Source organism: Microbispora sitophila, assembly GCF_014892245.1.
Taxonomy (GTDB): Bacteria; Actinomycetota; Actinomycetes; order Streptosporangiales; family Streptosporangiaceae; genus Microbispora; species Microbispora siamensis.
Genome location: NZ_JADBGC010000010.1, coordinates 129,831 through 153,390 on the forward strand (window position 1 = coordinate 129,831; position 23,560 = coordinate 153,390).

The 23,560-nt window shown below is 70.5% G+C and carries 23 protein-coding genes and 1 pseudogene; 12 read left to right on the forward strand and 12 right to left on the reverse strand.

Annotation, left to right across the window (positions count from 1 at the left end; all coding sequences use genetic code 11):
- Nucleotides 1-4: 4 nt before the first annotated feature.
- On the reverse strand, nt 5-487 hold the full coding sequence (gene rraA / locus IL992_RS19890; RefSeq protein WP_193204862.1) for a ribonuclease E activity regulator RraA: 483 nt from the start codon (nt 485-487) through the stop codon (nt 5-7).
- A gap of 521 nt (nt 488-1,008) precedes the next feature.
- On the opposite strand from rraA, the gene IL992_RS19895 reads away from it, so the two are divergent.
- Nucleotides 1,009-1,479 carry a hypothetical protein gene (locus IL992_RS19895; RefSeq protein ID WP_193204863.1) on the forward strand — a complete coding sequence of 157 codons (471 nt, stop codon included), beginning with the start codon at nt 1,009-1,011 and terminating at the stop codon, nt 1,477-1,479.
- A gap of 38 nt (nt 1,480-1,517) precedes the next feature.
- Here the strand turns inward: IL992_RS19895 and IL992_RS19900 are convergent, their stop codons facing one another.
- From IL992_RS19900 to mshB, 4 genes are all read right to left on the reverse strand, one after another.
- The gene (locus IL992_RS19900) at nt 1,518-2,366 is read right to left on the reverse strand and encodes an MBL fold metallo-hydrolase (RefSeq protein ID WP_226873411.1); all 849 of its coding nucleotides are present in this window, start codon (nt 2,364-2,366) and stop codon (nt 1,518-1,520) included.
- A gap of 263 nt (nt 2,367-2,629) precedes the next feature.
- Complete coding sequence (locus tag IL992_RS19905) at nt 2,630-3,067, reverse strand: hypothetical protein (RefSeq protein ID WP_193204865.1); 438 nt, start codon at nt 3,065-3,067, stop codon at nt 2,630-2,632.
- 48 nt (nt 3,068-3,115) lie between these two features.
- Nucleotides 3,116-3,547, reverse strand: coding sequence for a DUF6113 family protein (locus tag IL992_RS19910; protein ID WP_193204866.1), 432 nt, complete (start codon nt 3,545-3,547; stop codon nt 3,116-3,118).
- Between the two features lie 10 nt (nt 3,548-3,557).
- Entirely contained in the window at nt 3,558-4,463 is a 906-nt protein-coding gene (gene mshB, locus IL992_RS19915; RefSeq protein WP_193204867.1) for an N-acetyl-1-D-myo-inositol-2-amino-2-deoxy-alpha-D-glucopyranoside deacetylase, read from the reverse strand.
- 42 nt (nt 4,464-4,505) lie between these two features.
- On the opposite strand from mshB, the gene IL992_RS19920 reads away from it, so the two are divergent.
- Complete coding sequence (locus IL992_RS19920; RefSeq protein WP_193204868.1) at nt 4,506-6,554, forward strand: S9 family peptidase; 2,049 nt, start codon at nt 4,506-4,508, stop codon at nt 6,552-6,554.
- Between the two features lie 5 nt (nt 6,555-6,559).
- Here the strand turns inward: IL992_RS19920 and IL992_RS19925 are convergent, their stop codons facing one another.
- Nucleotides 6,560-8,308 carry an ABC transporter ATP-binding protein gene (locus IL992_RS19925; RefSeq protein WP_193204869.1) on the reverse strand — a complete coding sequence of 583 codons (1,749 nt, stop codon included), beginning with the start codon at nt 8,306-8,308 and terminating at the stop codon, nt 6,560-6,562.
- A 2-nt stretch (nt 8,309-8,310) separates the two neighbouring features.
- Nucleotides 8,311-10,005 (reverse strand): ABC transporter transmembrane domain-containing protein, encoded by a 1,695-nt coding sequence (locus tag IL992_RS19930; protein ID WP_193204870.1) that lies wholly within the window; start codon nt 10,003-10,005, stop codon nt 8,311-8,313.
- 99 nt (nt 10,006-10,104) lie between these two features.
- On the opposite strand from IL992_RS19930, the gene IL992_RS19935 reads away from it, so the two are divergent.
- The 3 genes and pseudogenes from IL992_RS19935 to IL992_RS19940 all read left to right on the forward strand — a co-directional run bounded on the left by IL992_RS19935 (nt 10,105) and on the right by IL992_RS19940 (nt 10,893).
- Nucleotides 10,105-10,338, forward strand: a complete 234-nt coding sequence (locus IL992_RS19935; protein ID WP_079316659.1) for an RNA polymerase subunit sigma-70 — start codon at nt 10,105-10,107, stop codon at nt 10,336-10,338.
- Nucleotides 10,339-10,479: pseudogene (locus IL992_RS49260) on the forward strand (Clp protease N-terminal domain-containing protein); the annotation flags it as partial.
- Nucleotides 10,480-10,509: 30 nt separating this feature from the next.
- The gene (locus IL992_RS19940; RefSeq protein WP_449843668.1) at nt 10,510-10,893 is read left to right on the forward strand and encodes a Clp protease N-terminal domain-containing protein; all 384 of its coding nucleotides are present in this window, start codon (nt 10,510-10,512) and stop codon (nt 10,891-10,893) included.
- Nucleotides 10,894-10,925: 32 nt separating this feature from the next.
- On the opposite strand, the gene IL992_RS19945 is transcribed toward IL992_RS19940, so the two are convergent.
- From IL992_RS19945 to IL992_RS19965, 5 genes are all read right to left on the reverse strand, one after another.
- On the reverse strand, nt 10,926-11,276 hold the full coding sequence (locus IL992_RS19945; RefSeq protein ID WP_193204872.1) for an STAS domain-containing protein: 351 nt from the start codon (nt 11,274-11,276) through the stop codon (nt 10,926-10,928).
- 118 nt (nt 11,277-11,394) lie between these two features.
- Nucleotides 11,395-11,847 (reverse strand): STAS domain-containing protein, encoded by a 453-nt coding sequence (locus IL992_RS19950; RefSeq protein ID WP_193204873.1) that lies wholly within the window; start codon nt 11,845-11,847, stop codon nt 11,395-11,397.
- 114 nt (nt 11,848-11,961) lie between these two features.
- Nucleotides 11,962-12,702 carry a succinate dehydrogenase/fumarate reductase iron-sulfur subunit gene (locus tag IL992_RS19955; protein ID WP_193204874.1) on the reverse strand — a complete coding sequence of 247 codons (741 nt, stop codon included), beginning with the start codon at nt 12,700-12,702 and terminating at the stop codon, nt 11,962-11,964.
- Nucleotides 12,699-14,627 (reverse strand): fumarate reductase/succinate dehydrogenase flavoprotein subunit, encoded by a 1,929-nt coding sequence (locus IL992_RS19960; protein ID WP_193205031.1) that lies wholly within the window; start codon nt 14,625-14,627, stop codon nt 12,699-12,701. Before IL992_RS19960 ends, IL992_RS19955 begins: the two co-directional genes overlap by 4 nt.
- Before the next feature lie 77 nt (nt 14,628-14,704).
- Nucleotides 14,705-15,508: a succinate dehydrogenase cytochrome b subunit gene (locus IL992_RS19965; protein ID WP_319018680.1), complete on the reverse strand. Its 804-nt coding sequence runs from the start codon at nt 15,506-15,508 to the stop codon at nt 14,705-14,707.
- A gap of 210 nt (nt 15,509-15,718) precedes the next feature.
- Here IL992_RS19965 and IL992_RS19970 point away from each other — a divergent pair, with 210 nt between their 5' ends.
- The 7 genes from IL992_RS19970 (at nt 15,719) to IL992_RS20000 (ending at nt 23,471) form a co-directional block, all read left to right on the forward strand.
- Complete coding sequence (locus IL992_RS19970) at nt 15,719-16,645, forward strand: LysR family transcriptional regulator (RefSeq protein ID WP_193204875.1); 927 nt, start codon at nt 15,719-15,721, stop codon at nt 16,643-16,645.
- Nucleotides 16,646-16,728: 83 nt separating this feature from the next.
- The gene (locus IL992_RS19975; protein ID WP_193204876.1) at nt 16,729-17,880 is read left to right on the forward strand and encodes a PP2C family protein-serine/threonine phosphatase; all 1,152 of its coding nucleotides are present in this window, start codon (nt 16,729-16,731) and stop codon (nt 17,878-17,880) included.
- Nucleotides 17,877-19,445 carry a sensor histidine kinase gene (locus IL992_RS19980; protein ID WP_193204877.1) on the forward strand — a complete coding sequence of 523 codons (1,569 nt, stop codon included), beginning with the start codon at nt 17,877-17,879 and terminating at the stop codon, nt 19,443-19,445. The genes IL992_RS19975 and IL992_RS19980 overlap by 4 nt, the downstream gene beginning before the upstream one ends.
- A gap of 6 nt (nt 19,446-19,451) precedes the next feature.
- The gene (locus IL992_RS19985; RefSeq protein ID WP_193204878.1) at nt 19,452-19,889 is read left to right on the forward strand and encodes a response regulator; all 438 of its coding nucleotides are present in this window, start codon (nt 19,452-19,454) and stop codon (nt 19,887-19,889) included.
- Nucleotides 19,890-20,036: 147 nt separating this feature from the next.
- Nucleotides 20,037-20,822: a hypothetical protein gene (locus IL992_RS19990; protein WP_193204879.1), complete on the forward strand. Its 786-nt coding sequence runs from the start codon at nt 20,037-20,039 to the stop codon at nt 20,820-20,822.
- A gap of 10 nt (nt 20,823-20,832) precedes the next feature.
- Nucleotides 20,833-22,719, forward strand: coding sequence for a fumarate reductase/succinate dehydrogenase flavoprotein subunit (locus IL992_RS19995; protein WP_193204880.1), 1,887 nt, complete (start codon nt 20,833-20,835; stop codon nt 22,717-22,719).
- On the forward strand, nt 22,719-23,471 hold the full coding sequence (locus IL992_RS20000) for a succinate dehydrogenase/fumarate reductase iron-sulfur subunit (protein ID WP_139577390.1): 753 nt from the start codon (nt 22,719-22,721) through the stop codon (nt 23,469-23,471). The genes IL992_RS19995 and IL992_RS20000 overlap by 1 nt, the downstream gene beginning before the upstream one ends.
- Nucleotides 23,472-23,560: the final 89 nt, after the last annotated feature.

Genomic DNA, 23,560 nt, shown 5'->3' on the forward strand with positions numbered 1-23,560 from the left:
GAGCTCAGATGTCGAGGCCGTGGTCGCTGACGAGGATGCCGTCCTCGTCGCTGTAGAGCCACTCCCCCGGGGCGAAGGTCACGTCCCCGAAGGTCACCGGGACGTCTACCTCCCCAAGGCCGGTCTTGGCGCTCTTTCGAGGGTTGGCGCCGAGCGCCTTGACGCCGAGGTCGAGCCCGGCCAGCGCCGCCGTGTCCCGTACCGCGCCGTTGATCACTACGCCGGCCCAGGCGTTCTCCACCGCCGAGGTCGCGATCATGTCGCCGAGCAGCGCCGTACGCAGCGATCCGCCGCCGTCGACCACCAGCACCCGGCCCTCGCCCGGCGTCGCGAGCACCTGCTTGACGAGCGCGTTGTCCTCCAGGCAGCGGACTGTGGAGATCTGACCGGAGAATCGCGCGCGTGAGCCGTACGAGCGGAACTGGGTGACACAACTGCGCAGCGCGTCGCCATGGGCGTCGTAGAGATCAGCGGTCGCGAAGCTCATAACCGCATTGTGCCAGGGCCGGCGCGACCGGTGCCGCCGCCCGAAAACGCGCGATTCGTCATTCCGTAAATGCTCTGATTATCCGAGCGGAACCCGTAGAGAAAAGAATGCAGGTGTGCACGATCTTTCGCGCTTCCGCCTGCTTTCGCTCGCCGTGCTCGCCGCTGTCACGCTCAGCGGGTGTGCTGTGACCGCGTCGCCCGTGCCGGGCGGCGGGCCGGCGACCCAGAAGGCGGCCGAAAAGGAGGCTGAGAAGGAGGCAGAAGAGGCGGTACGCACGGTCGAGAACGCGGTGTTCCCCCTGGACGCGTTCGGGCCGACACCCGAGCAGCAGGTTCGGCTCGTCAACGCCGTGCGTCATTCGGTGGCCCTGTGCGCGAGAAGGTTCGGGATCGGTGGATACGACGACACTCCGTTGCCGCCGCAGCGCGACACGACGCCGAGAGCCCGCCGTTACCTGTTCGTGGATCCAGCCCTCGCCGCCCGGTACGGGTACGACCCCGGCCGAGGAGCAGGCCGTCATGGACGGGCGGGGGCCGAAGACGGTCAGGGGCATCCGTGTGCCGGAGGACGGCTGCATCGGGGCGGCGAACCGGCGCGTTATGAAAGGCGTCCCGCCCGGCGCCGAGTCGCTGGTCGTCCGACTGGGCATGGAGGCGTACGACAAGGCGCTCGGCGATCCACGGGTGAAGGCGGTGAACGCGGCGTGGAGCGCCTGCATGAAGAGAGCCGGCTACACCTACCCGACCCCGGTGAAGGCGCGGGTGGACCCGCGCTGGCGGAAACCGGGCGACAAGCGGGAGGAGGCCACCGCGGCGACGGCGGACATGCGCTGCAAGCTGCGGGTGGACTATCTGACCGTACGGCTGACGACGGAGGTCGAGGCGCAGCAGACGATGATCAGGACACACGGCCCCGACCTCCGGGCGTTCCGGCGGCATCTGCGGACGCGACTGGCCAATGCCGCGACGATGCTTGCAGAACGACCGTAGCCACCCTCCCGCGTAGGCGCCATCCCGGCGCCGTCCCGTCAGGGCAGCGTACGGCTCTCGCCGACGGCGAGATCCCACAGGTCGGCGGGGTCGAGGCCGCGTGACTCCCAAACGGCGCGGGCCTCGCGCACGGGCTCAAGCAGCGGTTCGCCCGACAGCACGAACGTCCCCCAGTGCATGGTGGCCATTCGCCGTGCGCCCACGTCGAGGCAGCCCTGCACGGCCTGGGCGGGGTCGACGTGGGAGACCTTCATGAACCAGCGCGGCTCGTAGGCGCCGACCGGCATGAGAGCGAGGTCGATACCCGGGTAACGCTCCCCGATCTGGGCGAACCGTTCCCCATAGGCCGTGTCACCGGCGAAGTAGACCCGGTGTTCGGGGGAGGTGAGCACCCATCCGCCCCACAGGGTGCGGCAGGTGTCCCAGAGCGTACGGCGGCTCCAGTGGTGGGCCGGCACGAAGTCGAACGTCACGTCGCCGAGGCGGGCCGACTCCCACCAGTCCAGTTCGGTCACGTCGCGGAAGCCGCGCCGCCGGAACCACCCTCCCAGCTTGGCCGGTACGAAGACGGCCGTGTCCCTCGGCAGGCGGCGGATCGTCGGCGCGTCCAGATGGTCGTAGTGGTTGTGGCTGATGACGACCGCGTCGACCTCGGGCAGGTCGGACCAGGCGACGCCGGGAGGGGTCAGCCGCTGGCGCACGCCGGGGATCTTGCGGGACCACACCGGATCGGTCAGCACGGTCAGCCCGCCGATCTGGAGAACGAACGTCGCGTGGCCGACCCAGGTCACCACGGTCTCGGTCGCGGCGGCGCGGGGCAGGCCGACACGGTGGACGGGAATCTGGTCGCTGTCACCGATGTCGGGCCGCAGCTGCCCATGCCACATGACACTGGTGACCTCGCGGAAGTCCGGAAGAGGGGCGGTCAGCCTGTCGGCGAAGCTGGACGGCCACCGGCGGGGTCCGGCCGGCCGAACAATCGGCGCACTCGGCGCGTTCGGAACGGGAGAAACGGGGATTTCTGGGGCCTCAGGGCTTTCCGGTTGAATCGTCTGCGACATGGGGAACTCCCTTCCGCTCTCCATGATCCCCGCAGAGCCGAAAATATTCCTCCTACGACCGGTCGATTCCCACCATGTTTCCTCCGCCCTCAGGTGGAACGCGACCTACTCCCCCTTCTCCCCCACCACGGATGCACCCGGGGATAACCGCCGTCGTCCAGGCCGGCCATGCGCTCGAAAAGGTTCCACGAGGCCGGATGACCGCAGACGGCGTACGAGACGGCCGAGGCGAGCACGTACAGCACCAGCATGGGCAGGCCGACGCAGAACGCGTACTGCGTGGCGTGGCGGGACTCGTGGTCGAGCAGGCAGCCGGTGAGATAGCCCTCACCGTGCTTGGTCAGGACCACGTTGCCCACGGTGAACGCCCCGGCGACGGGGAACGGGATGCGATAGCCGTGCGCGTAGACGAGGCCCCGCTCCCCTCCGCGGGTGCGGGCTCCGCCGATCCGCGCGATCAGCAGCCCGAGGGGCGTGGAGAGGTTGACGTAGTTGATGACCTGCCGGACCCGGTGCGACCGCCGCATGTCCCCCAGGATCCGCGACCACTCCCGCCTATACAAGCACGGACGACCTTACAGACGGCCGTACGACCCCAGCAGCCACGAACCGGCGGACCGCGTGACGACCACGGCCGCCGCCACGGCGACGGCGCCGCCGTACAGGTACCAGTAGCCGGCGGAGTTGCCCGCGATGGCGAGGTCGCCGGCCCGCTGCGGCGTGGCCAGCAGGAACGACACGAGGAGCCAGCCGGCGGCGGGGACGAGCGCGCCCAGCTTGCCGCCCATCAGCCTGCCCATGGCGTACGGCACGGCGAACAGGGCGACCAGCCAGGCGATCGCGGCGACCGGCACCTGCCCGGCGTACCACGCGTGCTGGAAGCCCCCGACGACGCCGAGCACCACGCCCAGCAGGAAGAGCACGCCGTACGCCGCGCCGGTCACGGCCCCGGCCAGCGGGCCGGGGTCGTCCTCGGTCTCGACGGCGACCTGCGTCTCCTGGGTCATACCACTCAACTTATCCGACGCCGGCGAACAGGTCGGTCTCGCGGTCGTACGGCTCGCCGAGGCCGCCGACCTCGGGCGGAGCGCCGATGCCGGGCCGGCCGGGGACCCCCGCGCGCAGGATGAAGTGCTCGACCCCGAGGGCCTGCTGGCCGACGTTGTTCGACAGCGCGAACCACGGCGCGTCCACGGCGATCTGCGTCGCGTGCGCCCGCATCGCGTCGAGCTTGGCCTCCACGTAGGGCCGGGCGTCGATCTCCGTCGTCACGTCCGCGTCGGCGCATCCCGGCATGTCGTCGATCGACTCCGGCACCCAGAAGTCGACATCGGCCTCGCGCATGGTCTCGATGGTCCGCCGCAGCACCGACTTGGGCATGGCGGTGTGGTAGAACTTGGCGATCCGCCACGGCTCCCCGCCGGGGAACGCGGGGTCGGCGGCCAGTTCGAAGGCCCGCCAGGAGACGCGATGCGCCTGGATGTGGTCGGGATGACCGTAGAAGCCGTTCTCGTCGTAGGTGACCAGGACCTGGGGCCTGACCTCGCGGATCACCTTGACCAGTTCGCCCGCGGCCTCGTCGAGGTCGGCCCTCCAGAAACAGCCGGGACGGTCGTTGGTCGCCGCGCCCATCATGCCCGAGTCGCGCCAGCGGCCGGCCTCGCCGAGGAAGCGGTGGTCGGTGACGCCGAGCGCCTTGCACGCGGCGGCCAGCTCGCCGACGCGGTACTGACCGAGGGTGTCGTCCCTGTCGGCCGCGTGGTGGGCGAGCTCCGGGGGAATGACCTCGCCTTCCTCCCCCAGGGTGCAGGTCACCAGCGTCACGTGCGCACCCTCGGCGGCGTACTTGGCCATGGTCGCACCGGTGGTGATGGACTCGTCGTCGGGGTGGGCGTGCACGAGCAGCAAGCGACGGTCAGTCATGCCTCCGAGGGTAGTGCCCCCGTGCTGGCAGTATGAGGAGCTATGACGGAGAGCTTCCCGCGGTTGCATGCCAGGACCCGGCGGTTCACCCTCGGGGTGCCGCGCAACTTCACGATCTCCCCTGACGGCGGTCGGGTGACCTTCCTCAGGACGAGGTCGGGCACCGATCCGGTGACCTGCCTGTGGGAGCTGGACGTCGCGTCCGGAGCCGAGCGGCTCGTCGTCGACCCCCTCGCCCTGGGCGCCGCCGACGAGGACCTGCCGCCGGAGGAGCGCGCACGCCGCGAGCGGTCGCGGGAATCGGCGGGCGGCGTGGTGGCGTACGCCACGGACCGGGAGGTGCGGCAGGCCGTCTTCGCGCTGTCGGGCGACCTCTACCTGGCCGACCTCGCCTCCGGGGACGTGCGGCGGCTCCCGGCGGCCGGGCCGGTCATCGACCCCCGGCTCGACCCCACCGGCACCCGGGTCGCGTACGTCACGGGCGGCGCCTTGCACGTGCTGGAGATCGCGACCGGCGCGGACACCGCGCTTGCGGAGCCGGAGGGCGACACGGTCACCTACGGCCTGGCGGAGTTCATCGCGGCCGAGGAGATGGAGCGGATGCGCGGCTACTGGTGGTCGCCCTCCGGCGACCGCCTGCTCGTGTCCCGCGTGGACGAGTCGCCGGTGCCCCTGTGGCACATCGCCGACCCGGCCAACCCCGATCGTCAGCCCGTCCCGCAGCGCTACCCCGCCGCCGGAACGGCCAACGCCGAGGTCACGCTGCACGTCATCGGCCTGGACGGCGCGCGTACGGCGGTGCCGTTCGAGCAGGAGTACCTGGTGACGGCGGCCTGGGACGCCCACGGCCTCGCGATCGTCACGCTCTCGCGCGACCAGCGGACCATGCGCCTGCTGGCGGCCGACCCGGACACGGGCGAGACGACGCTCCTGCGCGAGGACACCGACCCCGCCTGGGTGGACATCGTCACCGGCGTCCCGGCCCGCCTGTCCGACGGGACGCTCGTGTGGGTGGCCGACGCCGGCGGCGGCCACCGCCTCGTGGTCGGCGACGAGCCCGTCACGCCGCCGTCCCTGCAGGTCCGCGCGGTGCTCGACGTCGACGGCGACACCGTGCTCTTCCAGGCGAGCGGCGAGCCCACCGAGATCCACCTGTGGACCTACTCCGCGGGCACCATCAGCGCCGTCACGACCGAACCGGGCGTCCACTCCGGCCGCCGGGCGGGCGGCGTGACGCTCGTCGCCCGGCAGAGCCTCGACACCGAGGGCACGACGGTTTCAGTCGGGGCAGTGTCGATCAAGTCCCTCGCCGAGCGGCCCGGACTGGAGCCGCGCGTGTCACTCGTCCGGGCGGGCTCGCGCGAGCTGTCCACGGCCGTCCTGCTGCCCTCGTGGCACGTGCCCGGCTCGGGCCCGCTGCCCGTCCTGATGGACCCGTACGGCGGGCCGCACGCGCAGCGGGTGCTGTCGGCCCGGCGGATGTTCCTGGAGTCCCAGTGGTGGGCCGAACAGGGCTTCGCGGTGATCGTGGCCGACGGGCGGGGCACGCCGGGGCGCGGCCCGGCCTTCGAACGCGAGATGCTGCACGACTTCACGATCTCGCTGCAGGACCAGGTGGACGCCCTGCAGGGCGTGGCGGCCCTGCACCCGGGCGACCTCGACCTGTCGCGGGTGGCGATCCGGGGCTGGTCGTTCGGCGGCTACCTCGCGGCGCTCGCCGTGCTGCGCCGCCCGGACGTGTTCCACGCCGCCGTCGCCGGGGCGCCGGTGACCGACTGGCGGCTGTACGACACCTGCTACACCGAGCGCTACCTCGGCCACCCGGACGAGGGGCACTACGAACGGTCGTCGCTGCTGGGAGACGCGGAAAAGCTGGAGCGGCCGCTGCTGCTGATCCACGGCTTGGCCGACGACAACGTCGTCGCCGCGCACACGCTGCGGCTGTCGTCGGCCCTGCTCGCGGCCGGCCGCCCGCACACCGTGCTCCCGCTGTCGGGCGTCACCCACATGACGCCGCAGGAGGTCGTCGCGGAGAACCTGCTGCTCCTGCAGCTCGACTTCCTCAAGAAGTCGCTGAACATCACCGGCTGACGGGACTACCGGGCGGTGCCGTGCCAGCTGTCCCACAGCGCGGCATAGGCACCGCCCGCCGCCACCAGGTCGTCGTGGGAGCCCAGCTCGCTGATCCGGCCGTCCTCCACCACGGCCACCCGGTCGGCGTCGTGCGCCGTGTACAGCCGGTGCGCGATGGCGATCACCGTACGGCCCTCCAGCACGGCCGCGAGCGACCGCTCCAGATGGCGGGCGGCCCGCGGGTCGATCAGCGAGGTCGCCTCGTCCAGGACGAGCGTGTGCGGGTCGGCCAGCACCAGCCGGGCGAGCGCGAGCTGCTGCGCCTGGGCCGGGGAGATCGCCGTGCCGCCGGAGCCGACGGCCGCGTCCAGGCCCTCCGGCAGCGCAGCCACCCACTCCCAGGCGTCCACGGCCTCCAGCGCGCGGCGCACCTCGGCGTCCGAGGCGTCGGGCCTGGCGATCAGGAGGTTGTCGCGCAGCGTCCCCCGGAACACGTGGTGCTCCTGGGTGACCAGGGCGACGTGCCCGCGCAGCTCGTCGAGCGGCAGCTCCACCAGCGGCACCCCGCCGACCGTGACCGACCCGCTCCCCGGCGCGTGCACCCCGGCGATGAGGCGGCCCAGCGTGGACTTGCCGGCCCCGGAGGGCCCGACCATGGCCAGGCGTTCTCCCTGGCGTACGTCGAGGTCGATGCCGTGCAGCACGTCGTGGCCCTCGCGGTAGGCGTACCGCACGCCGCCGACCTTCAGCTCCTCCCCCACCGGCCGGGCCTCGCCCGCGACCCGGTCGTCGGGCACGTTGGCCACGCCCAGCAGCCGGGCCATCGAGGCCCCGCCGACCTGGAGCTCGTCCACCCACGACAGCAGCCGGTCGAGCGGGTCGATGAGCTGCTGGACGTAGAGCGTCGCCGTCGTCACCTGGGCCACCGTCACCCAGCCCTCGATGGAGAACAGCCCGCCGATGAGCAGGGTCGCCACGACCGGGACCACGTAGCCGAACTCGACGGCCGGGAACCACACCATGCGCAGGCCCAGGGTGTACCGCTCGGCGGCGAACGACCGGGCGATGTCCCGGTCCGTACGGTCTCGGCGGCGGCCCTCCAGCCCCAGCGCCTCGATCGTGCGCGCGCCCTCGACGGTCTCGGCCAGGCCCTCGGTCATGTCGGCGTACGCCGCGTTCTCCCGCAGGTAGCCGTCCCTCGCCCGGTTGAGGTACCACCGGGTGGCCCCCCACAGCAGCGGCACGGCGACCAGCGACGGCACCGCCATCACCGGGCCGACGAGGATCACCGCGCCGACGACGAAGGTTCCCGTCACGACCGCGATCAGCGTCTCGGGCACGGCGTGCCGCACGCTCCGGGACAGCGCGTCCACGTCCCTGGACGTACGGGTGATGAGGTCGCCGGAACCAGCCCGCTCGACCGTCGAGAGCGGCAGCGCGAGCACCCGGCCGACGAAGTCCTCCCTCAGCTCGGCCAGCACCTTCTCGCCCAGCCGTGACGACGCGTACACCGCGAACCTGACCAGCACGGCCTGCGCGGCCACGAAGGCGGCGATGGCCAGGGCGACGGCGTCCACGCGCAGGTCGGTCCGGCCCTTGGCCAGGCCCTCCACCAGGTCGCCGAGCATGCGGGGCGCGACGAGCCCGGCGACCGCCGCCAGCGCGTGCAGGGCCAGCGCGAGGCCGAGCTCACGCGGATACTTCAGCGTCAGCCGCCGGGCGTAGGCACGCACCTGCGCCCGGTCGGCGACCGGGAGGATCTCGCGGGCCATGGTCAGTCTTCCCCTCGTGTCACGGTCGAGCGATACGCGGGCACCGTCTCCAACAGGGCACGGTGGGTGCCTTCGGCCCGCACCACACCGCCCTCGACGTACAGCACGTGGTCGGCCCGGTCGAGCACGAGCGGGCTGGTCGTGCAGACCAGGGTCGCCCGGCCCGCCCGCGCCTTGCCCAGCCGCTCGGCGACGCGCGCCTCCGTGTGCGCGTCGACGGCGCTGGTGGGCTCGACCAGGATCAGGATCTCCGCGTCGGCGAGCAGCGCCCGGGCCAGCCGCAGGCGCTGCTGCTGGCCGCCGGAGAACTCGCGGCCCGACTCGGCCACGTGCGCGTCCAGGCCCTCGGGCAGCGCCGCCACGATGTCCTCGGCGCACGAGGCGTACAACGCCTGGCGTACATCCTCGTCGGTGGCCGTGCCCCGCACGTCCAGCTCGTCACGCAGCCGTCCGCTGAACAGCCGCGCGCCGTTGTCGGCCACCAGGATGTGCCGCCTGACCTCGGCGAGCGGCAGCTCCGCCAGCGGCGCGCCGCCGAGCGTGACGTCGCCGGGGGCGAACCTGCCCAGGCGGTCGGCGATGGCGATGGCGTCCTCCGGCGCGGCCGCCGCGAGCGCCGTGAGCCGGCCGGGCCGGACCTCGACGCCCGACTCGCCGTCGCTGAGCGTGCCCAGTCCGGCGGACAAGCGGCCGTCGCCGCCGGTGATCTCGGGCTCCAGCGACAGGATGCGGCAGACGCGGCGAGCCGCCACGTGCCCCTTGGTCAGTTTGTCGGCGGCCTCCGTCAGCGTACGCAGAGGCGCGATCAGGAAGACCGCGTACCCGTAGAACGCCACGAGCTGACCGGGCGTGATGCGGCCGTCGAGCGCGAAGTGCGCGCCGAGCCAGGTCACGCAGGCGATCAGCACGCCGGGCAGCAGGATCTGGGCGCCCTCCAGCAGGGACTCCACCGAGGCCACCCGCACGCCCGCCTGCCGTACGCGTTGCGACTCCGCCCGGTAGCGCGCGGCGAAGACCTGCTCACCGCCAACGCCGCGCAGCACCCGCAGACCGGCCACGATGTCGGCGGCCCGGGTGGCGAGGTCGCCCTGCAGGTCACGCTGCTCGTGCTGGCGCCGGTGCAGCGGCTTGAGCAGGGGACCCACCGCGGCCGCCATCAGCGGCACCCCGATCAGCACGACGAGACCCAGCGGGACCGAGGTGGCGAGGAGGATCACGGTCACCGCGACGATCGCGACGGCCGCGCCGGCGCCCCGCAGGAGAATCTCCATGGCGTTGCCGATGTGCGCGATGTCCGAGTTGCCCACGCTGACGACCTCGCCCGTCGAGAGGCGCTTCGGCAGCGTCGCCCCGAGCCTGGCCGCCTGCCGTACGGTGACCTGCACGGTGCGGTAGGCCGCCGACAGCCATGCGAAGGTCGCGAAGCGGTGACGTGTGACGCCCGCGACCGCCTGGACCACGCCGAGACCGAGCACCACCAGCGACCACTTGATCAGCGTGCCGGCGTCCGCCGCGGCCATCGCGTCGATCGCCTTGCCCAGGGCCGCCGGCACGAGCGCCTGCCCCAGCCACCACAGCACCGCCAGGCCGACTCCGGCCAGCAGCGGGCCGGCCTGGCCGCGCGCCACCCACCACAGGTAGCGCAGCGGCCCGCGGACGTCGGGAGTGCCGGGATCGGCCACAGGAAGAGAGCGCATGGTCGTTCCAGGCTCGCAAAAACGCAGGTCGAGGGGCAAACCGTTTTCCCGCGTCAACCAAGGTTGACACGAGCAGGGTTGTCAACCTATGTTGACGCCATGAGCGATACGGCACAGCTGGCGAGCGACGCCGGCAGCCGCGATCCGGCCGTCGGCCTGCGGGCCGTACGGGCCCTGCGGCTCCTGGTGGAACGGCTCGAAGCGCTGCAGGTGGAGAACGCGCGCACCGCGGGGTGGTCGTGGCAGGACATCGCGCTCCTGCTCGGGGTGTCCCGGCAGGCGGTGCACAAGAAGTACGCGGGCGGGCGAGGACTGCTGAGACGGGAGAAGTAGATGTTCGAAAGGTTCACCGAAGACGCCCGGCAGGTCGTCAGGCACGCGGTGGAGCAGGCCCGGGAGCTCCGGCACGAGCAGGCCGGCACCGAGCACATCCTGCTCGGCCTGCTGACCCCGCAGACGCCGTCCGCGCGCCTTCTCGCGGCGCACGGGATCGACCACGCGCGGGTGCGCGCGGAGATCGTCCGTGTACGCGGCGACCTGACCGGCGGGGAGATCGACGCCGAGGCCCTGGAGTCGATCGGCATCGATCTGTCGGCCGTGCGGGAGAAGGTCGAGGGCGTCTTCGGACCCGGCGCCCTGGACCGCGCCCCGCAGCGCGACCGCCGAGGGGTCCTCGTCAGCGGCTGGCGCGTTCCGTTCGGGCCTCGGGCCAAGAAGGTGCTCGAACTCTCGCTGCGCGAGGCTCTCGCGATGAAGAGCCGGAGCATCCGGGACGGGCACATCCTCCTCGGCGTCATCCGGGAGGGCGAGGGCCTGGGCGCGCGCATCCTGGCCGACGCCGGGATCGACCTGTCCGAGCTCAGGGAGGAGGTCAAGAGCGGCCTGTGACGGCCGTCAGTCGTCCGCGTTAGTCGTCGGCGTCAATCGTCCAGAGCCGCCAGGGCGTCCGCGACGGTCTCGTAGATGGGGAACGCGGCGTGCAGCCCGGTCACCGTGAGAATCCTACGGAAGACGCCCCGAACGCCGGCGAGCTTCATGAACCCGCCCGCCTCGACGGCGCGGTCGTGCGCCTCCAGCAGGAGCCGCAGGCCCATGGAGTCGCAGAAGGTCAGCTCGGAGGTGTCCACGACCAGCCGGGTGCCGCCCTCCTCCCGCAGCTTGCCGAGCACGGTGCGCAGCCGCTCGCCGGAGATCACGTCCAGCTCGCCGGTCAGGGTGACGAGAGTGTGCGTCGCCTCATGGCTCACCGTGACGCCAAGTCTCGTCGTCATCGCCTGTCCTCATCCCGAAAGATCTCCCCCTTGGAAGATCTACAGAGAAGTTACACCTCTACTTACCCCGGCAGGCAGAGGGAGGCAAGGAGGACAGGACGGCGGGGGCCGGCAGTGCTCAGCGGTCCCCGGCGATCTCGTACAACCCGCCGGAATCGGAGTCCGGGTCCGGCCCACCGCCGGGCCGGGGGTGGCGCGGACCGGCGTCCGCCGCGTGGCCGAGCGCCTCCGCGACCGTCGGGTGCTGCTCGAACACGTTGCGCAGGCCGGTGATCGTCAGGACCCGGCGCAGCACGCCCTGCACGCCGCTCAGCATCAACCGGACGTTCAGGGCCTGGCCGCGCTGCAGCGCGGAGATCAGCTCGCTCAGCCCACGCGAGTCGCAGAACATGAGCTCGGCGACGTCGATCACGAGGACGGATATCCCGGGCGACTCCCAGACCCGGTGCAACTCGTCATGGAGCAGGTGAACGGTGCCGGCGTCGAGATCGCCTTCCACACGTACGACGACGGCCGCGCCATGGACTGCGGACGCGACCTTCAAGGTGGAACGTGGACCGGTCACGGGCATGCTCACTCCCTCGCCTGCGGGGACACGGCAGGCGTGTTACGCCAACACAAAACACACGTTACCCGGGAGGAGAGGTGATTATGTTCCGGCTGACCGGTCCACGTCACTCGTCTGCTACTTGGAGGCGGCCTTGAGGTAGTCGGCGTTCATCTGAGCGATCGTGTCGAACGGGATGCCCTTCGGGCACACCGCCGTGCACTCGCCGGTGTTGGTGCAGCCGCCGAAGCCCTCGGCGTCCATCTGCTCGACCATCGCCCTGGCGCGCGACTCGCGCTCCGGCTGACCCTGCGGCAGCAGGCTCAGGTGGGTGATCTTCGCCGCGGTGAACAGCGAGGCCGAGCCGTTGGGACAGGCCGCGACGCAGGCGCCGCAGCCGATGCAGGTCGCGGCGTCGAAGGCGGCGTCGGCGTCGGCCTTCGGCACCGGGACGGAGTGCGCCTCAGGGGCGGACCCGGCGGGAACGGAGATGAAGCCGCCCGCCTGGATGATCCGGTCGAACGCCGACCTGTCCACGACGAGGTCCTTGATCACCGGGAACGCCGCGGCCCGCCACGGCTCGATCGTGATGACGTCGCCGTCCTTGAAGTGCCGCATGTGCAGCTGGCAGGTCGTGGTGAGCTTCTGCTCGCCGTGCGCGACGCCGTTGATGACCATGCCGCACATGCCGCAGATGCCCTCGCGGCAGTCGTGGTCGAAGGCGACCGGGTCGTCGCCCTCCAGGATCAGCCGCTCGTTGAGGACGTCGAGCATTTCCAGGAACGACATGTCAGGCGAGACGTCTTCGACCCGGTAGGTCACCATCCGTCCCTTGTCCGACGAGCCGTTCTGCCGCCAGATCTTCAGGGTCAGGTTCACTTGTAGCTCCGCTGGGTCATCTTGACGTACTCGTAGTTCAGCTCTTCCTTGTGCAGGACCGGGCCCTCCGGAGTCCACTCCCACGCGGCGACGTACGCGAAGTTCTCGTCGTCGCGCAGCGCCTCGCCATCCTCGTCCTGCGACTCGGCCCGGAAGTGACCGCCGCACGACTCCGTACGGTGCAGCGCGTCGATGCACATCAGCTCGGCGAGCTCGAAGAAGTCGGCCACCCGGCCGGCGCGTTCGAGCGCCTGGTTGAGCCCCTCGGCGTCGCCCGGCACCTTGACGTTGTTCCAGAACTCCTCGCGCAGCTCGGGAATGCGCTCCAGCGCCTTGCGCAGCGACTCCTCGGTGCGCTCCATGCCGCAGTAGTCCCACATGATCCGGCCGAGCTCGCGGTGGTAGGAGTCGGCGGTGCGGTCGCCGTTCACGGACAGGAGCTTGTCGATCTTGTCCTGGACGGCCTTCCTGGCCTCCGCGACGTCCGCGTCCTCGACCGGCCCGAACGAACCGGCCCCGGCGAGGTAGTCGCCGATCGTCGTCGGCAGCACGAAGTAGCCGTCCGCCAGGCCCTGCATGAGGGCCGAGGCGCCCAGGCGGTTCGCGCCGTGGTCGGAGAAGTTGGCCTCGCCGATCACGAAGAGCCCGGGGATCGTGGACTGCAGGTCGTAGTCCACCCACAGCCCGCCCATCGTGTAGTGGACGGCCGGGTAGATGCGCATCGGCACCTCGTACGGGTTCTCGCCGGTGATGCGCTCGTACATCTCGAAGAGGTTGCCGTACTTCTTCTCGACGGCCTCCCGGCCCATCCGCCTGATGGCGTCGGCGAAGTCGAGGTAGACGCCGAGCCCGCCGGGACCGACGCCGCGGCCCTCGTCGCAGACGTTCTTGGCGGCGCGGCTGGCGATGTCACGCGGCACGAGGTTGCCGAACGCCGGGTAGATGCGCTCCAGGTAGTAGTCGCGCTCGTCCTCGGGGATGTCGCCCGGCGCGCGGTTGTCGCCCTTGCGCTTGGGCACCCAGACGCGGCCGTCGTTGCGCAGCGACTCCGACATCAGCGTCAGCTTCGACTGGTGGTCGCCGCTCTGCGGGATGCAGGTCGGGTGGATCTGCGTGTAGCAGGGGTTGCCGAAGTAGGCGCCCTTCTTGTGCGCCCGCCAGATCGCCGTGGTGTTGCAGCCCTTGGCGTTGGTGGACAGGTAGAACACGTTGCCGTAGCCGCCGCTGGCGAGCACGACCGCGTCGGCGAGGTGGGTCTCGATCTCGCCGGTGACCATGTCGCGGACCACGATGCCCCGGGCCCGGCCGCCGCTGACGATGAGCTCCAGCATCTCGTGGCGGGTGTGGACCTCCACGTTCCCCGCCGCGACCTGCCGCTCCAGGGCCTGGTACGCGCCGAGCAGGAGCTGCTGGCCCGTCTGGCCGCGGGCGTAGAAGGTGCGCGAGACCTGGGTGCCGCCGAACGACCGGGTGTCGAGCAGGCCACCGTACTCGCGGGCGAACGGCACGCCCTGCGCCACGGCCTGGTCGATGATGTTCACGCTGACCTGGGCGAGGCGGTAGACGTTCGACTCGCGGGCGCGGTAGTCGCCGCCCTTCACGGTGTCGTAGAACAGCCGGTAGACGCTGTCGCCGTCCCCGCGGTAGTTCTTGGCGGCGTTGATGCCGCCCTGCGCGGCGATGGAGTGGGCCCGCCGGGGCGAGTCCTGGTAGCAGAACGACTTGACCTTGTAGCCCAGCTCGCCGAGCGTGGCCGCGGCGGAGCCGCCGGCCAGGCCGGTGCCGACGACGATGACGGTCAGCTTGCGCTTGTTGACCGGGTTGACCAGCTTGGCCTGGAAACGGCGCTTGTCCCAGCGGTCCTCGATCGGGCCCGCCGGCGCCTTGGTGTCCTGGATGGGCTCACCCAGCCGGTAATGCCCCACGATGGCCGGTTCTGCGCCCTGCTTCTCTTGCCGGGCGTTCTCCTGCTGGTTCTCTTGCTGGGCGCGGCGACGGAACTTCACTTGACCACTCCGATCAGAATGCAGATGGGCGCGGCGACGAACCCGAGCACCAGCACCGCGGAGACCGCGACGGCGATCGTCTGCAGCGTGCTGCGGACGCGGGGGCGGCGGGTCAGGCCGAGCGACTGGAACGCGCTCCACAGGCCGTGGCGCAGGTGCAGGCCGACCATCACCATGGCGACCAGGTAGAACAGCGCCACCCACCAGCGGTCGGGCTGGAAGCCGGCGATCATCCGGTCGTACGGCGTGGCGTCGGCGCCCTCGGGGTTCACCGTGCCGAAGGTCATGTCCAGCAGGTGCCAGATCACGAACAGCACGATGATCACGCCGCCATACCGCATGGTGTGCGTGGCGTACCCGTTGGCCTGCGACTTCCGCTTGGCCGCGTACTTCACGGGCCGCGCTTTGGCCGCCCTGCGGGCGAGCGACACCGCCGCCCACATGTGCAGCACGACGCAGACCACGAGCACGATCTCGGTGATCGTCAACAACGTCCGGTTCGGCAGCGCGGGCGAGCCCACGGTGCGCAACCAGTCGGCATAGTGGTTGAAGGAGTCGGCACCCAGGAAGATCTTGAGGTTGCCCAGCATGTGGCCGATCAGGAAGAGCACGAGAACGGCGCCCGTGACGGCCATGACGGCCTTCCTGCCGGCTGAGGTGCCGAGCAGGCCGCGACGGGCGGGCGTACGCGGCGCGGGCCCGGCGGGCTTGTGAGGTGCGTCATGCCGGGGAACCGGAGCCGTCGCCGAGCCCCTATCCACAGAAGCGGGGTCCACAGAGTGGTCAACAGTGGCAGTCACGAATGCACACGCTAGGTTCGTGCTGTTCAGACGTCCAAGTCATGATAGGTCTGGTTTCGATAGCCCCCGGCTATGTGCTCTGTCCCACACGGTTTCCCAGGGTCGAAGGTCCCGAGGGTGTGCGACGAAACTCACACCGCGTTCACACGGATCCACACCACGGGGGGGCGCATCGAGCCGGCGTCGGCGATAGCCCTAGGCTATTGAGGTGTGCAGCTCCAGCAACTGGCCTACTTCATGGCCGTGGCCGAGACGCGGCACTTCACCCAGGCCGCGGAGCGGATGCGGGTCGCCCAGCCGTCGCTGAGCAAGCAGATCAAGAGCCTCGAGACCGAGCTGGGAGCGCCCCTGTTCAGCCGGGCCCGGGGCAACGTCACGCTCACCCCGGCGGGTGAGGCGCTGCTCCCGCTCGCGCGCCGCATGCTCGCCGACGCCGAGACCGCCCGGCGTGAGGTCGCCGAACTCGCCGGGCTGCGGCGGGGGCGGGTGCGCCTCGGCGCGACCCCGTCGCTGTGCGCCGGGCTGCTGGCCGACGCGCTGGCCCGCTTCCACCGCGACTACCCCGGCGTGGAGCTGAAGGTCGAGGAGGGCGGCTCCCGTGACCTCGTCCGCGACCTCGCCCGGGGCCAGCTCGACCTGGCGCTGATCATCCTGCCGCTGCAGAGCAGCGACCCGTCCCTGGTGACCCAGGAGATCCTGAGCGAGAACCTCGTCGTGGCCTCCACGTCGCCCAAGGGGCGTAGATCGTACCTGCGGATCGAGGACCTGCGTGGACGGCCCATGGTCATGTTCCGCAGGGGCTACGACGTGCGCGAGGCGACGCTGGCGGCCTGCCGGCAGGCGGGGTTCGAGCCGCGCTTCGCGGTGGAGGGCGGGGAGATGGACGCGGTGCTGCGGTTCGTCGAGGCGGGGCTGGGCATCGCGGTGGTGCCCTCGATGGTGCTGGAGAACCGGCCGAGACTGACGGGCACGCCGTTGCTGCCCGGGCTGCGCCGTACGGTCGCCCTCGCCCACCGCAAAGACGTGGAGCCGACTCGGGCGGCGCAGGCCTTCCGTGGGACGCTGTTGTCGTTCCTCGGTGAGGCCGCGCGTGATGGGACGCTTCCCCAGGGAATAGAGGCGCTCGTTGACGTGTGAGCCCTAACCGAGCGGTTCCCAGACGATAGGTTTGTGCACACGATGCTGCACGACGATGCTGCCGACGCTGACGAGAGGCGTTCGTGACCCCGGTCTCCCCTGATCTGCCCGATCCGCTCACCCTCCTGCTGATCGAGGACGACGCCGGTGACGCGTTTCTCGTCGAGGAGTTGCTGGCGGGCGCCGAGAGGCCGCCGAAGATCACCTGGGCGCGGACGCTCGCCGAGGGACGCGCGCGGCTCACCGACGACGTGCAGTGCGTGCTCGTCGACCTCTCCCTTCCCGACGCCTCCGGGCTCGAGGCGCTGCAGCAGGTCCTGTCCATGGCCACGGACACGGCGGTGCTCGTCCTCACCGGGCTCGGGGACGCGCACGTCGGCATCGAGGCGGTCGCCGCCGGAGCCCAGGATTTCCTGGTCAAACAGGACGTCGACGCCCGGCTGCTGATCCGCGCCATCCGCTACGCCATCGAGCGCAAGCGCGCCGACCTCGCCATGCGCGAACTCCTGCAGGAACGCATCGTCAGCAAGGAGAACTCCCGGCTCGAACGCGGCCTGCTGCCCGTCCCCCTGCTCGACCCCATGCTCCTCCACCACCAGGCCCGCTACCTTCCCGGGCGTTCGGGCGGGTTGCTGGCCGGCGACTTCTGGGACACCGTGCAGACCCCCGACGGCGCGGTGCACGTGCTGATCGGCGACGTGTGCGGGCACGGGCCCGACGAGGCCGCTCTCGGCACGGCGCTGCGCATCGCCTGGCGCACGCTGGTGCTGGCCGGGCAGACCGGCAACGACGTGCTGCGCACGCTCGACACGCTGCTGCGGCACGAGCGCAAGTCGCCCGAGATCTTCACCACGATGTGCACCGCGACCATCGCCCCCGACCTGACCACCGCCCGCCTGCACGTGATCGGCCACCCGCCGCCGCTGCTGCTGCGCGACGGCGTGCTCGGCGTGGTCACCGAGACGCCGTCGGGCCCGCCGCTCGGGATCTTCCCGGACGTCGAGTGGACGCCCATCGACGTCACCCTGGGCGAGCGGTGGTCGCTGCTGCTCTACACCGACGGCCTGATCGAGGCCACGGTCGGCGAGAACCGCGACCTGCTCGGCACCGAGGGGCTCGCGAACCTGATCCGCGCCCAGGCGGGGATCGACCTCGACCGCATCATCACCAGTCTCGACGGCGCCATGCACGACGACGTCGCGGCCGTCCTCGTGTCCCGTGGTGGCGGCAAATGAGCTCGCCGGCCCCGCTGCCCCCGCTGGCGCCGTCCACGCGGGGCTCACGCCTGCGGCTCAGCCGGTGGTTCATGCTCGCCGGAGCGGGCGTCCTGCTCATCTTCGTGATCGCGGTCAGCGCCATCCTGCTCGCGCTCTCCGCGACGCACGAGGCCCGGCGGACCCTCGTCGACGCGGTCGATCCCGCCGCCCTGCAGACGCTGCGCGTCGCCCGTGCGGTGCAGGCGCAGGAGGGCGCGATCCGGGGATACGGGCTCACCGGCGAGCAGCAATACCTCGACTCCTACCGCCAGGGGGTCGCCGAGGAGCGGTCGGCGACCGACGCGATCGCCAGGCTCGTCCCCCAGTTGCCCCAGGGGTACGGCGCCCGTCGCCAGATCCGCGAGATCACCGACGCCACCACCGCGTGGCGGCGCGACTACGCCGAGCCCGTGGTCGAGCGGACCCTCAAGAGCGGCCCCGGCCCGCTCACCGATCTGGCCAAGAGCAACCTCCAGCGCTTCTCGGCGGTCAAGAGCGCGCTCGACACGCAGCAGGCTCTGCTGGGGCGGCTGCACGACATCGCCAGAGATCGGCTCTACTCCGGCTGGAACACCATCTATGTGGCGGTCGCGGCGCTGGCCGGCGCGATGGTGCTGGCGATCGTGTTCTGCGCGCTCATCGTGCGCCGCGCGGTCGTCGGCCCGATCGCGCGGCTGACCCGGCAGGTCCGGGCGGTGGCCGCGGGCGACTTCGACCACGAGCTCGGGGTCGAGCGGCCGGCCGAGCTGTGGGAGCTGTCGGGCCACATCGACGGCATGCGCCGCCGGATCATGACCGAGTGGCAGTCGTCCGCCGAGGCCCGCCAGCAGCTCGCCGAGCAGGCCGAGGAGCTCAGGCGCTCCAACCGCGAGCTGGAGCAGTTCGCCTACGTGGCCAGCCACGACCTGCAGGAGCCGCTGCGCAAGGTGGCGAGCTTCACCCAGATGCTGGAGCAGCGCTACGCCGACCGGCTCGACGACCGCGCCCGGCAGTACATCGGCTTCGCGGTCGACGGCGCCCGCCGCATGCAGCTGCTCATCAACGACCTGCTCGACTTCTCTCGGGTGGGCCGGGTCGGCGGCGAACCGGAGGAGATGGACACGGGCGACGCGCTGGCCGGCGCCCTGCGCAACCTCGACGCCCGGCTGTCGGAGACCGGCGCGACGGTCACCCACGACGACCTGCCCAAGGTCGTCGGCAACCGCACGCTGCTGACCCAGCTCTTCCAGAACCTCGTCAGCAACGCACTCAAGTTCCGCTCCGAGGAGCCTCCCCGCGTCCACATCGGCGTACGGCGGGACGGCGACATGTGGGAGTTCAGCTGTTCGGACAACGGGATCGGCGTCGAGCCGAAGTACGCCGACCGGATCTTCCTGATCTTCCAGCGCCTGCACCCGAGGGACGTCTATCCCGGGACGGGCATCGGACTGGCCCTGTGCCGCAAAATCGTCGAATATCATGGCGGCCGGATCTGGCTCGACACGAACGAGGGCGCCGGAGCCACGTTCCGCTGGACCCTGCCGGCCTTGGGAGACCCTGAGTGAGCGCCGATGAATGAGTTCCGCCCGATCGAGGTCCTCCTGGTCGAGGACGACCCGGGCGACGTCCTGCTCTGCCAGGAGGCGTTCTCCTACAACAAGGTCGGCAACAACCTCCACGTGGTCCACGACGGCGAGCAGGCGCTGGCCTTCCTTCGGGCCGAGGAGCAGTACTCCTCGGCGCCCCGGCCCGACCTGGTGCTGCTCGACCTCAACCTGCCGCGCGTGAACGGTTTCGAGGTGCTGGAGGAGGTCAAGAAGGACCCCTCGCTGCGGACCATCCCCGTTGTGATCCTCACCACATCGGAGGCCGAGCAGGATATCCTGCGGGGATACAACCTGCACGCCAACGCGTACATTACCAAGCCCGTGGATTTCGACCAGTTCACCCGGGTAGTACGGCAGATCGACGAATTCTTCGTGACCGTCGTCAAACTGCCGGGGAAGTGACCGAGATCACAGCGGGGAGGAGTGACGCTCCTCACACTTCGTGATGTGCTCGTCGTAATGTGTGCCCCACCAATAACGCGCACGGCCTGAGCAGTACGGCGCGGTCACTCCGGCGTGCGCGGAGTCAGTGAGGGTGGAAGGTCTCCGATGACCCAGACAACGGCCGAGAGCGCGGCAAGGAAACAACGCGCACAGATCAGGGTGCGCACTCTTCGAACCGATCGATGGTGGCTGGCTCCGGCGTTCACGTTCGCCGGACTCCTGTTGTTCTTGATTTACGGATTTTGGGCGATCTTCGACAAGAGCTACTTCGTCGACCCGTACATCGCGCCCTTCTCGTCGCCGTGTCTGGCGACGTCCTGTCCCGAGGGGGCCCGGTTGTTCGGGCTCGCCCCGTTCGGCGACTGGTACACGTTGCCGCCCGGGATACTGATCCTCGGTCTGCCGGGCGGTTTCCGGCTCACCTGCTACTACTACCGCAAGGCCTACTACCGGTCGTTCTGGCTGTCGCCGCCGGCGTGCGCCGTGGCCGAGCCGCATGGGAAGTACACCGGCGAGACGCGTCTGCCGCTGATCCTGCAGAACATCCACCGCTACTTCTTCTACTTCGCCATCCTCATCGGCCTGATCCTGACGTACGACGCGGTGCTCGCGCTGGTGCACAAGCCCGCCGGGCTGGGCAGCTGGATCCTGCTCGCGAACGCGGTCCTGATTCTCTGCTACACGTTCGGCTGCCACTCGTGCCGTCACATCACCGCCGGGCGCCTGAACCACTTCTCCAGGCACCCGCTGCGCTACAAGGCGTGGACCCTGGTCTCGAAGCTCAACGCCAGGCACCAGCAGTTCGCCTGGGCCTCGCTGTTCTCGGTCATGATCGCCGACCTGTACGTCCGGCTCGTCGCCAAGGGCGTCATCAACTTCCCGTTCGCATAAGGATTTTCAAGTGGAGCGTCACGAATACGACGTCGTCGTCATCGGAGCCGGTGGAGCGGGGCTCCGTGCGGCGATCGAGGCGCGGCAGCAGGGCAAGCGGACGGCGATCGTCTGCAAGTCGTTGTTCGGCAAGGCCCACACGGTCATGGCCGAGGGCGGTGCCGCCGCCGCGATGGGCAACGTCAACCCGAGCGACAACTGGATGGTGCACTTCCGCGACACCATGCGCGGAGGCAAGTTCCTCAACAACTGGCGCATGGCGGAGTTGCACGCCAAGGAGGCCCCGGACCGTGTCTGGGAGCTGGAGGCCTGGGGCGCGCTGTTCGACCGCACCAAGGACGGCAAGATCAGCCAGCGCAACTTCGGCGGCCACGAATACCCGCGCCTCGCCCACGTCGGCGACCGTACCGGCCTGGAGCTGATCCGCACCCTTCAGCAGCGCGTCGTCGCCCTGCAGCAGGAGGACGAGAAGCTGCACGGCGACCCCGAGGCGTACATCAAGGTCTTCGCCGAATGCACGATCACCCGGCTGCTGAAGGACGGGGACGCCATCTCCGGGGCCTTCGGCTACTGGCGCGAGACGGGCGACTTCATCGTCTTCGACGCCCCCGCCGTGGTGCTGGCCACCGGCGGCATCGGCAAGTCGTACGTCGTCACGTCGAACTCCTGGGAGTACACCGGTGACGGTCACGCGCTGGCCCTGCTCGCCGGCGCGAAGCTCATCAACATGGAGTTCATCCAGTTCCACCCGACGGGCATGGTCTGGCCCCCGTCGGTGCGCGGCATCCTGGTGACCGAGTCGGTGCGCGGCGACGGCGGCGTCCTGCGCAACTCCGAGGGCCGCCGCTTCATGTTCGACTACATCCCGGAGGTCTTCAAGGACAAGTACGCCACGACCGAGGAGGAGGCGGACCGCTGGTACGACGACCAGGCCAACAACCGCCGTCCGCCGGAGCTGCTGCCCCGTGACGAGGTGGCCAGGGCGATCAACGCCGAGGTGAAGGCCGGGCGCGGCTCACCGCAGGGCGGCGTGTTCCTCGACGTGTCCACCCGGCTGCCCGCCGCCGAGATCACCAGGCGGCTGCCGTCGATGCACCACCAGTTCAAGGAGCTGGCGGACGTCGACATCACCAAGGAGCCCATGCAGGTCGGCCCGACCTGCCACTACATCATGGGCGGCGTCGAGGTGGACGCCGACACCGGCGCGGCGTCGGTCCCCGGCCTGTTCGCGGCCGGCGAGGTCTCCGGCGGCATGCACGGCTCCAACCGCCTCGGCGGCAACTCGCTGTCCGACCTGCTGGTGTTCGGCCGCCGGGCCGGCGCCGGAGCCGCGGCGTACGTGGACGGGCTGCCCAAGCGGCCCACCGTGACCGGCGTCGAGGAGGCCAAGGCCGAGGCCCTGGCCCCGCTGGAGCGGACCGGCGGGGAGAACCCGTACGAGGTCCACCACGAGCTGCAGCGCACGATGAACGACCTGGTCGGCATCATCCGCAAGTCCGAGGAGATCAGCGAGGCCCTCGAGGTCATCGAGAAGCTCAAGGAGCGGGCCAAGAACACCGCCTCCTCGGGCAGCCGGATCTACAACCCCGGCTGGCACCTCGCACTCGACCTGCGCAACATGCTGCTGGTCAGCGAGTGCGTGGCGAAGGCCGCGCTGATGCGGGAGGAGAGCCGCGGCGGCCACACCCGCGACGACTTCCCCGGAATGTCGGCCGAGTGGCGGCGCAAGCTGCTGGTCTGCTCCGCCAAGCCGGACGGTACGTCCATCACGGTCGAGGAGAGGGTCCAGCAGTCCATGCGGGGCGACCTCATCAGCCTGTTCGAGCGCTCCGAGCTGGAGAAGTACCTCACCGAGGAAGAGCTGGCGGAATACGACGCCGCGGTCAAGGAGTCGTGATGGGATACAAGGCGAAGTTCCGCATCTGGCGCGGTGAGGGCGGCGAGGGCCGCCTGGAGGACTTCACCGTCGAGGTGAACGAGGGCGAGGTCGTCCTCGACGTCATCCACCGGCTCCAGGCCACGCAGGCCCCCGACCTCGCGGTCCGCTGGAACTGCAAGGCCGGCAAGTGCGGCTCGTGCTCGATGGAGATCAACGGCAAGCCCCGGCTGGGCTGCATGACCCGGATGTCCACCTTCGAGGAGAGCGAGACCATCACGGTCACGCCGCTGCGGACGTTCCCGGTCATCAAGGACCTGGTGACGGACGTGTCGTTCAACTACCAGAAGGCCCGCGAGATCCCTTCCTTCACGCCGCCTGCGGACGTGAAGCCGGGCGAGTACCGCATGCAGCAGGTCGACGTCGAGCGCTCGCAGGAGTTCCGCAAGTGCATCGAGTGCTTCATGTGCCAGAACGTCTGCCACGTGATCCGCGACCATGAGGAGAACAAGCCGAACTTCGCCGGCCCGCGCTACCTCATGCGGATCGCCGAGCTCGACATGCACCCGTACGACGTGGCGGAGCGCAAGGAGTCGGCGCAGGAGGAGCACGGCCTGGGCTACTGCAACATCACCAAGTGTTGCACCGAGGTCTGCCCGGAGCACATCAAGATCACCGACAACGCGCTGATCCCGATGAAGGAGCGCGTGGTCGACCGGAAGTACGACCCGCTGGTCTGGCTGGGCTCGAAGATCTTCAAGCGCCAGCGCTGACCGCAGGCGACAAGAGAGGCGCCGCCCCGGGGGGCCGGGCGGGGCCGCGCGGTTTCATCGCTGGGGCGCCGCGCCCCCCCGGGTGCCGG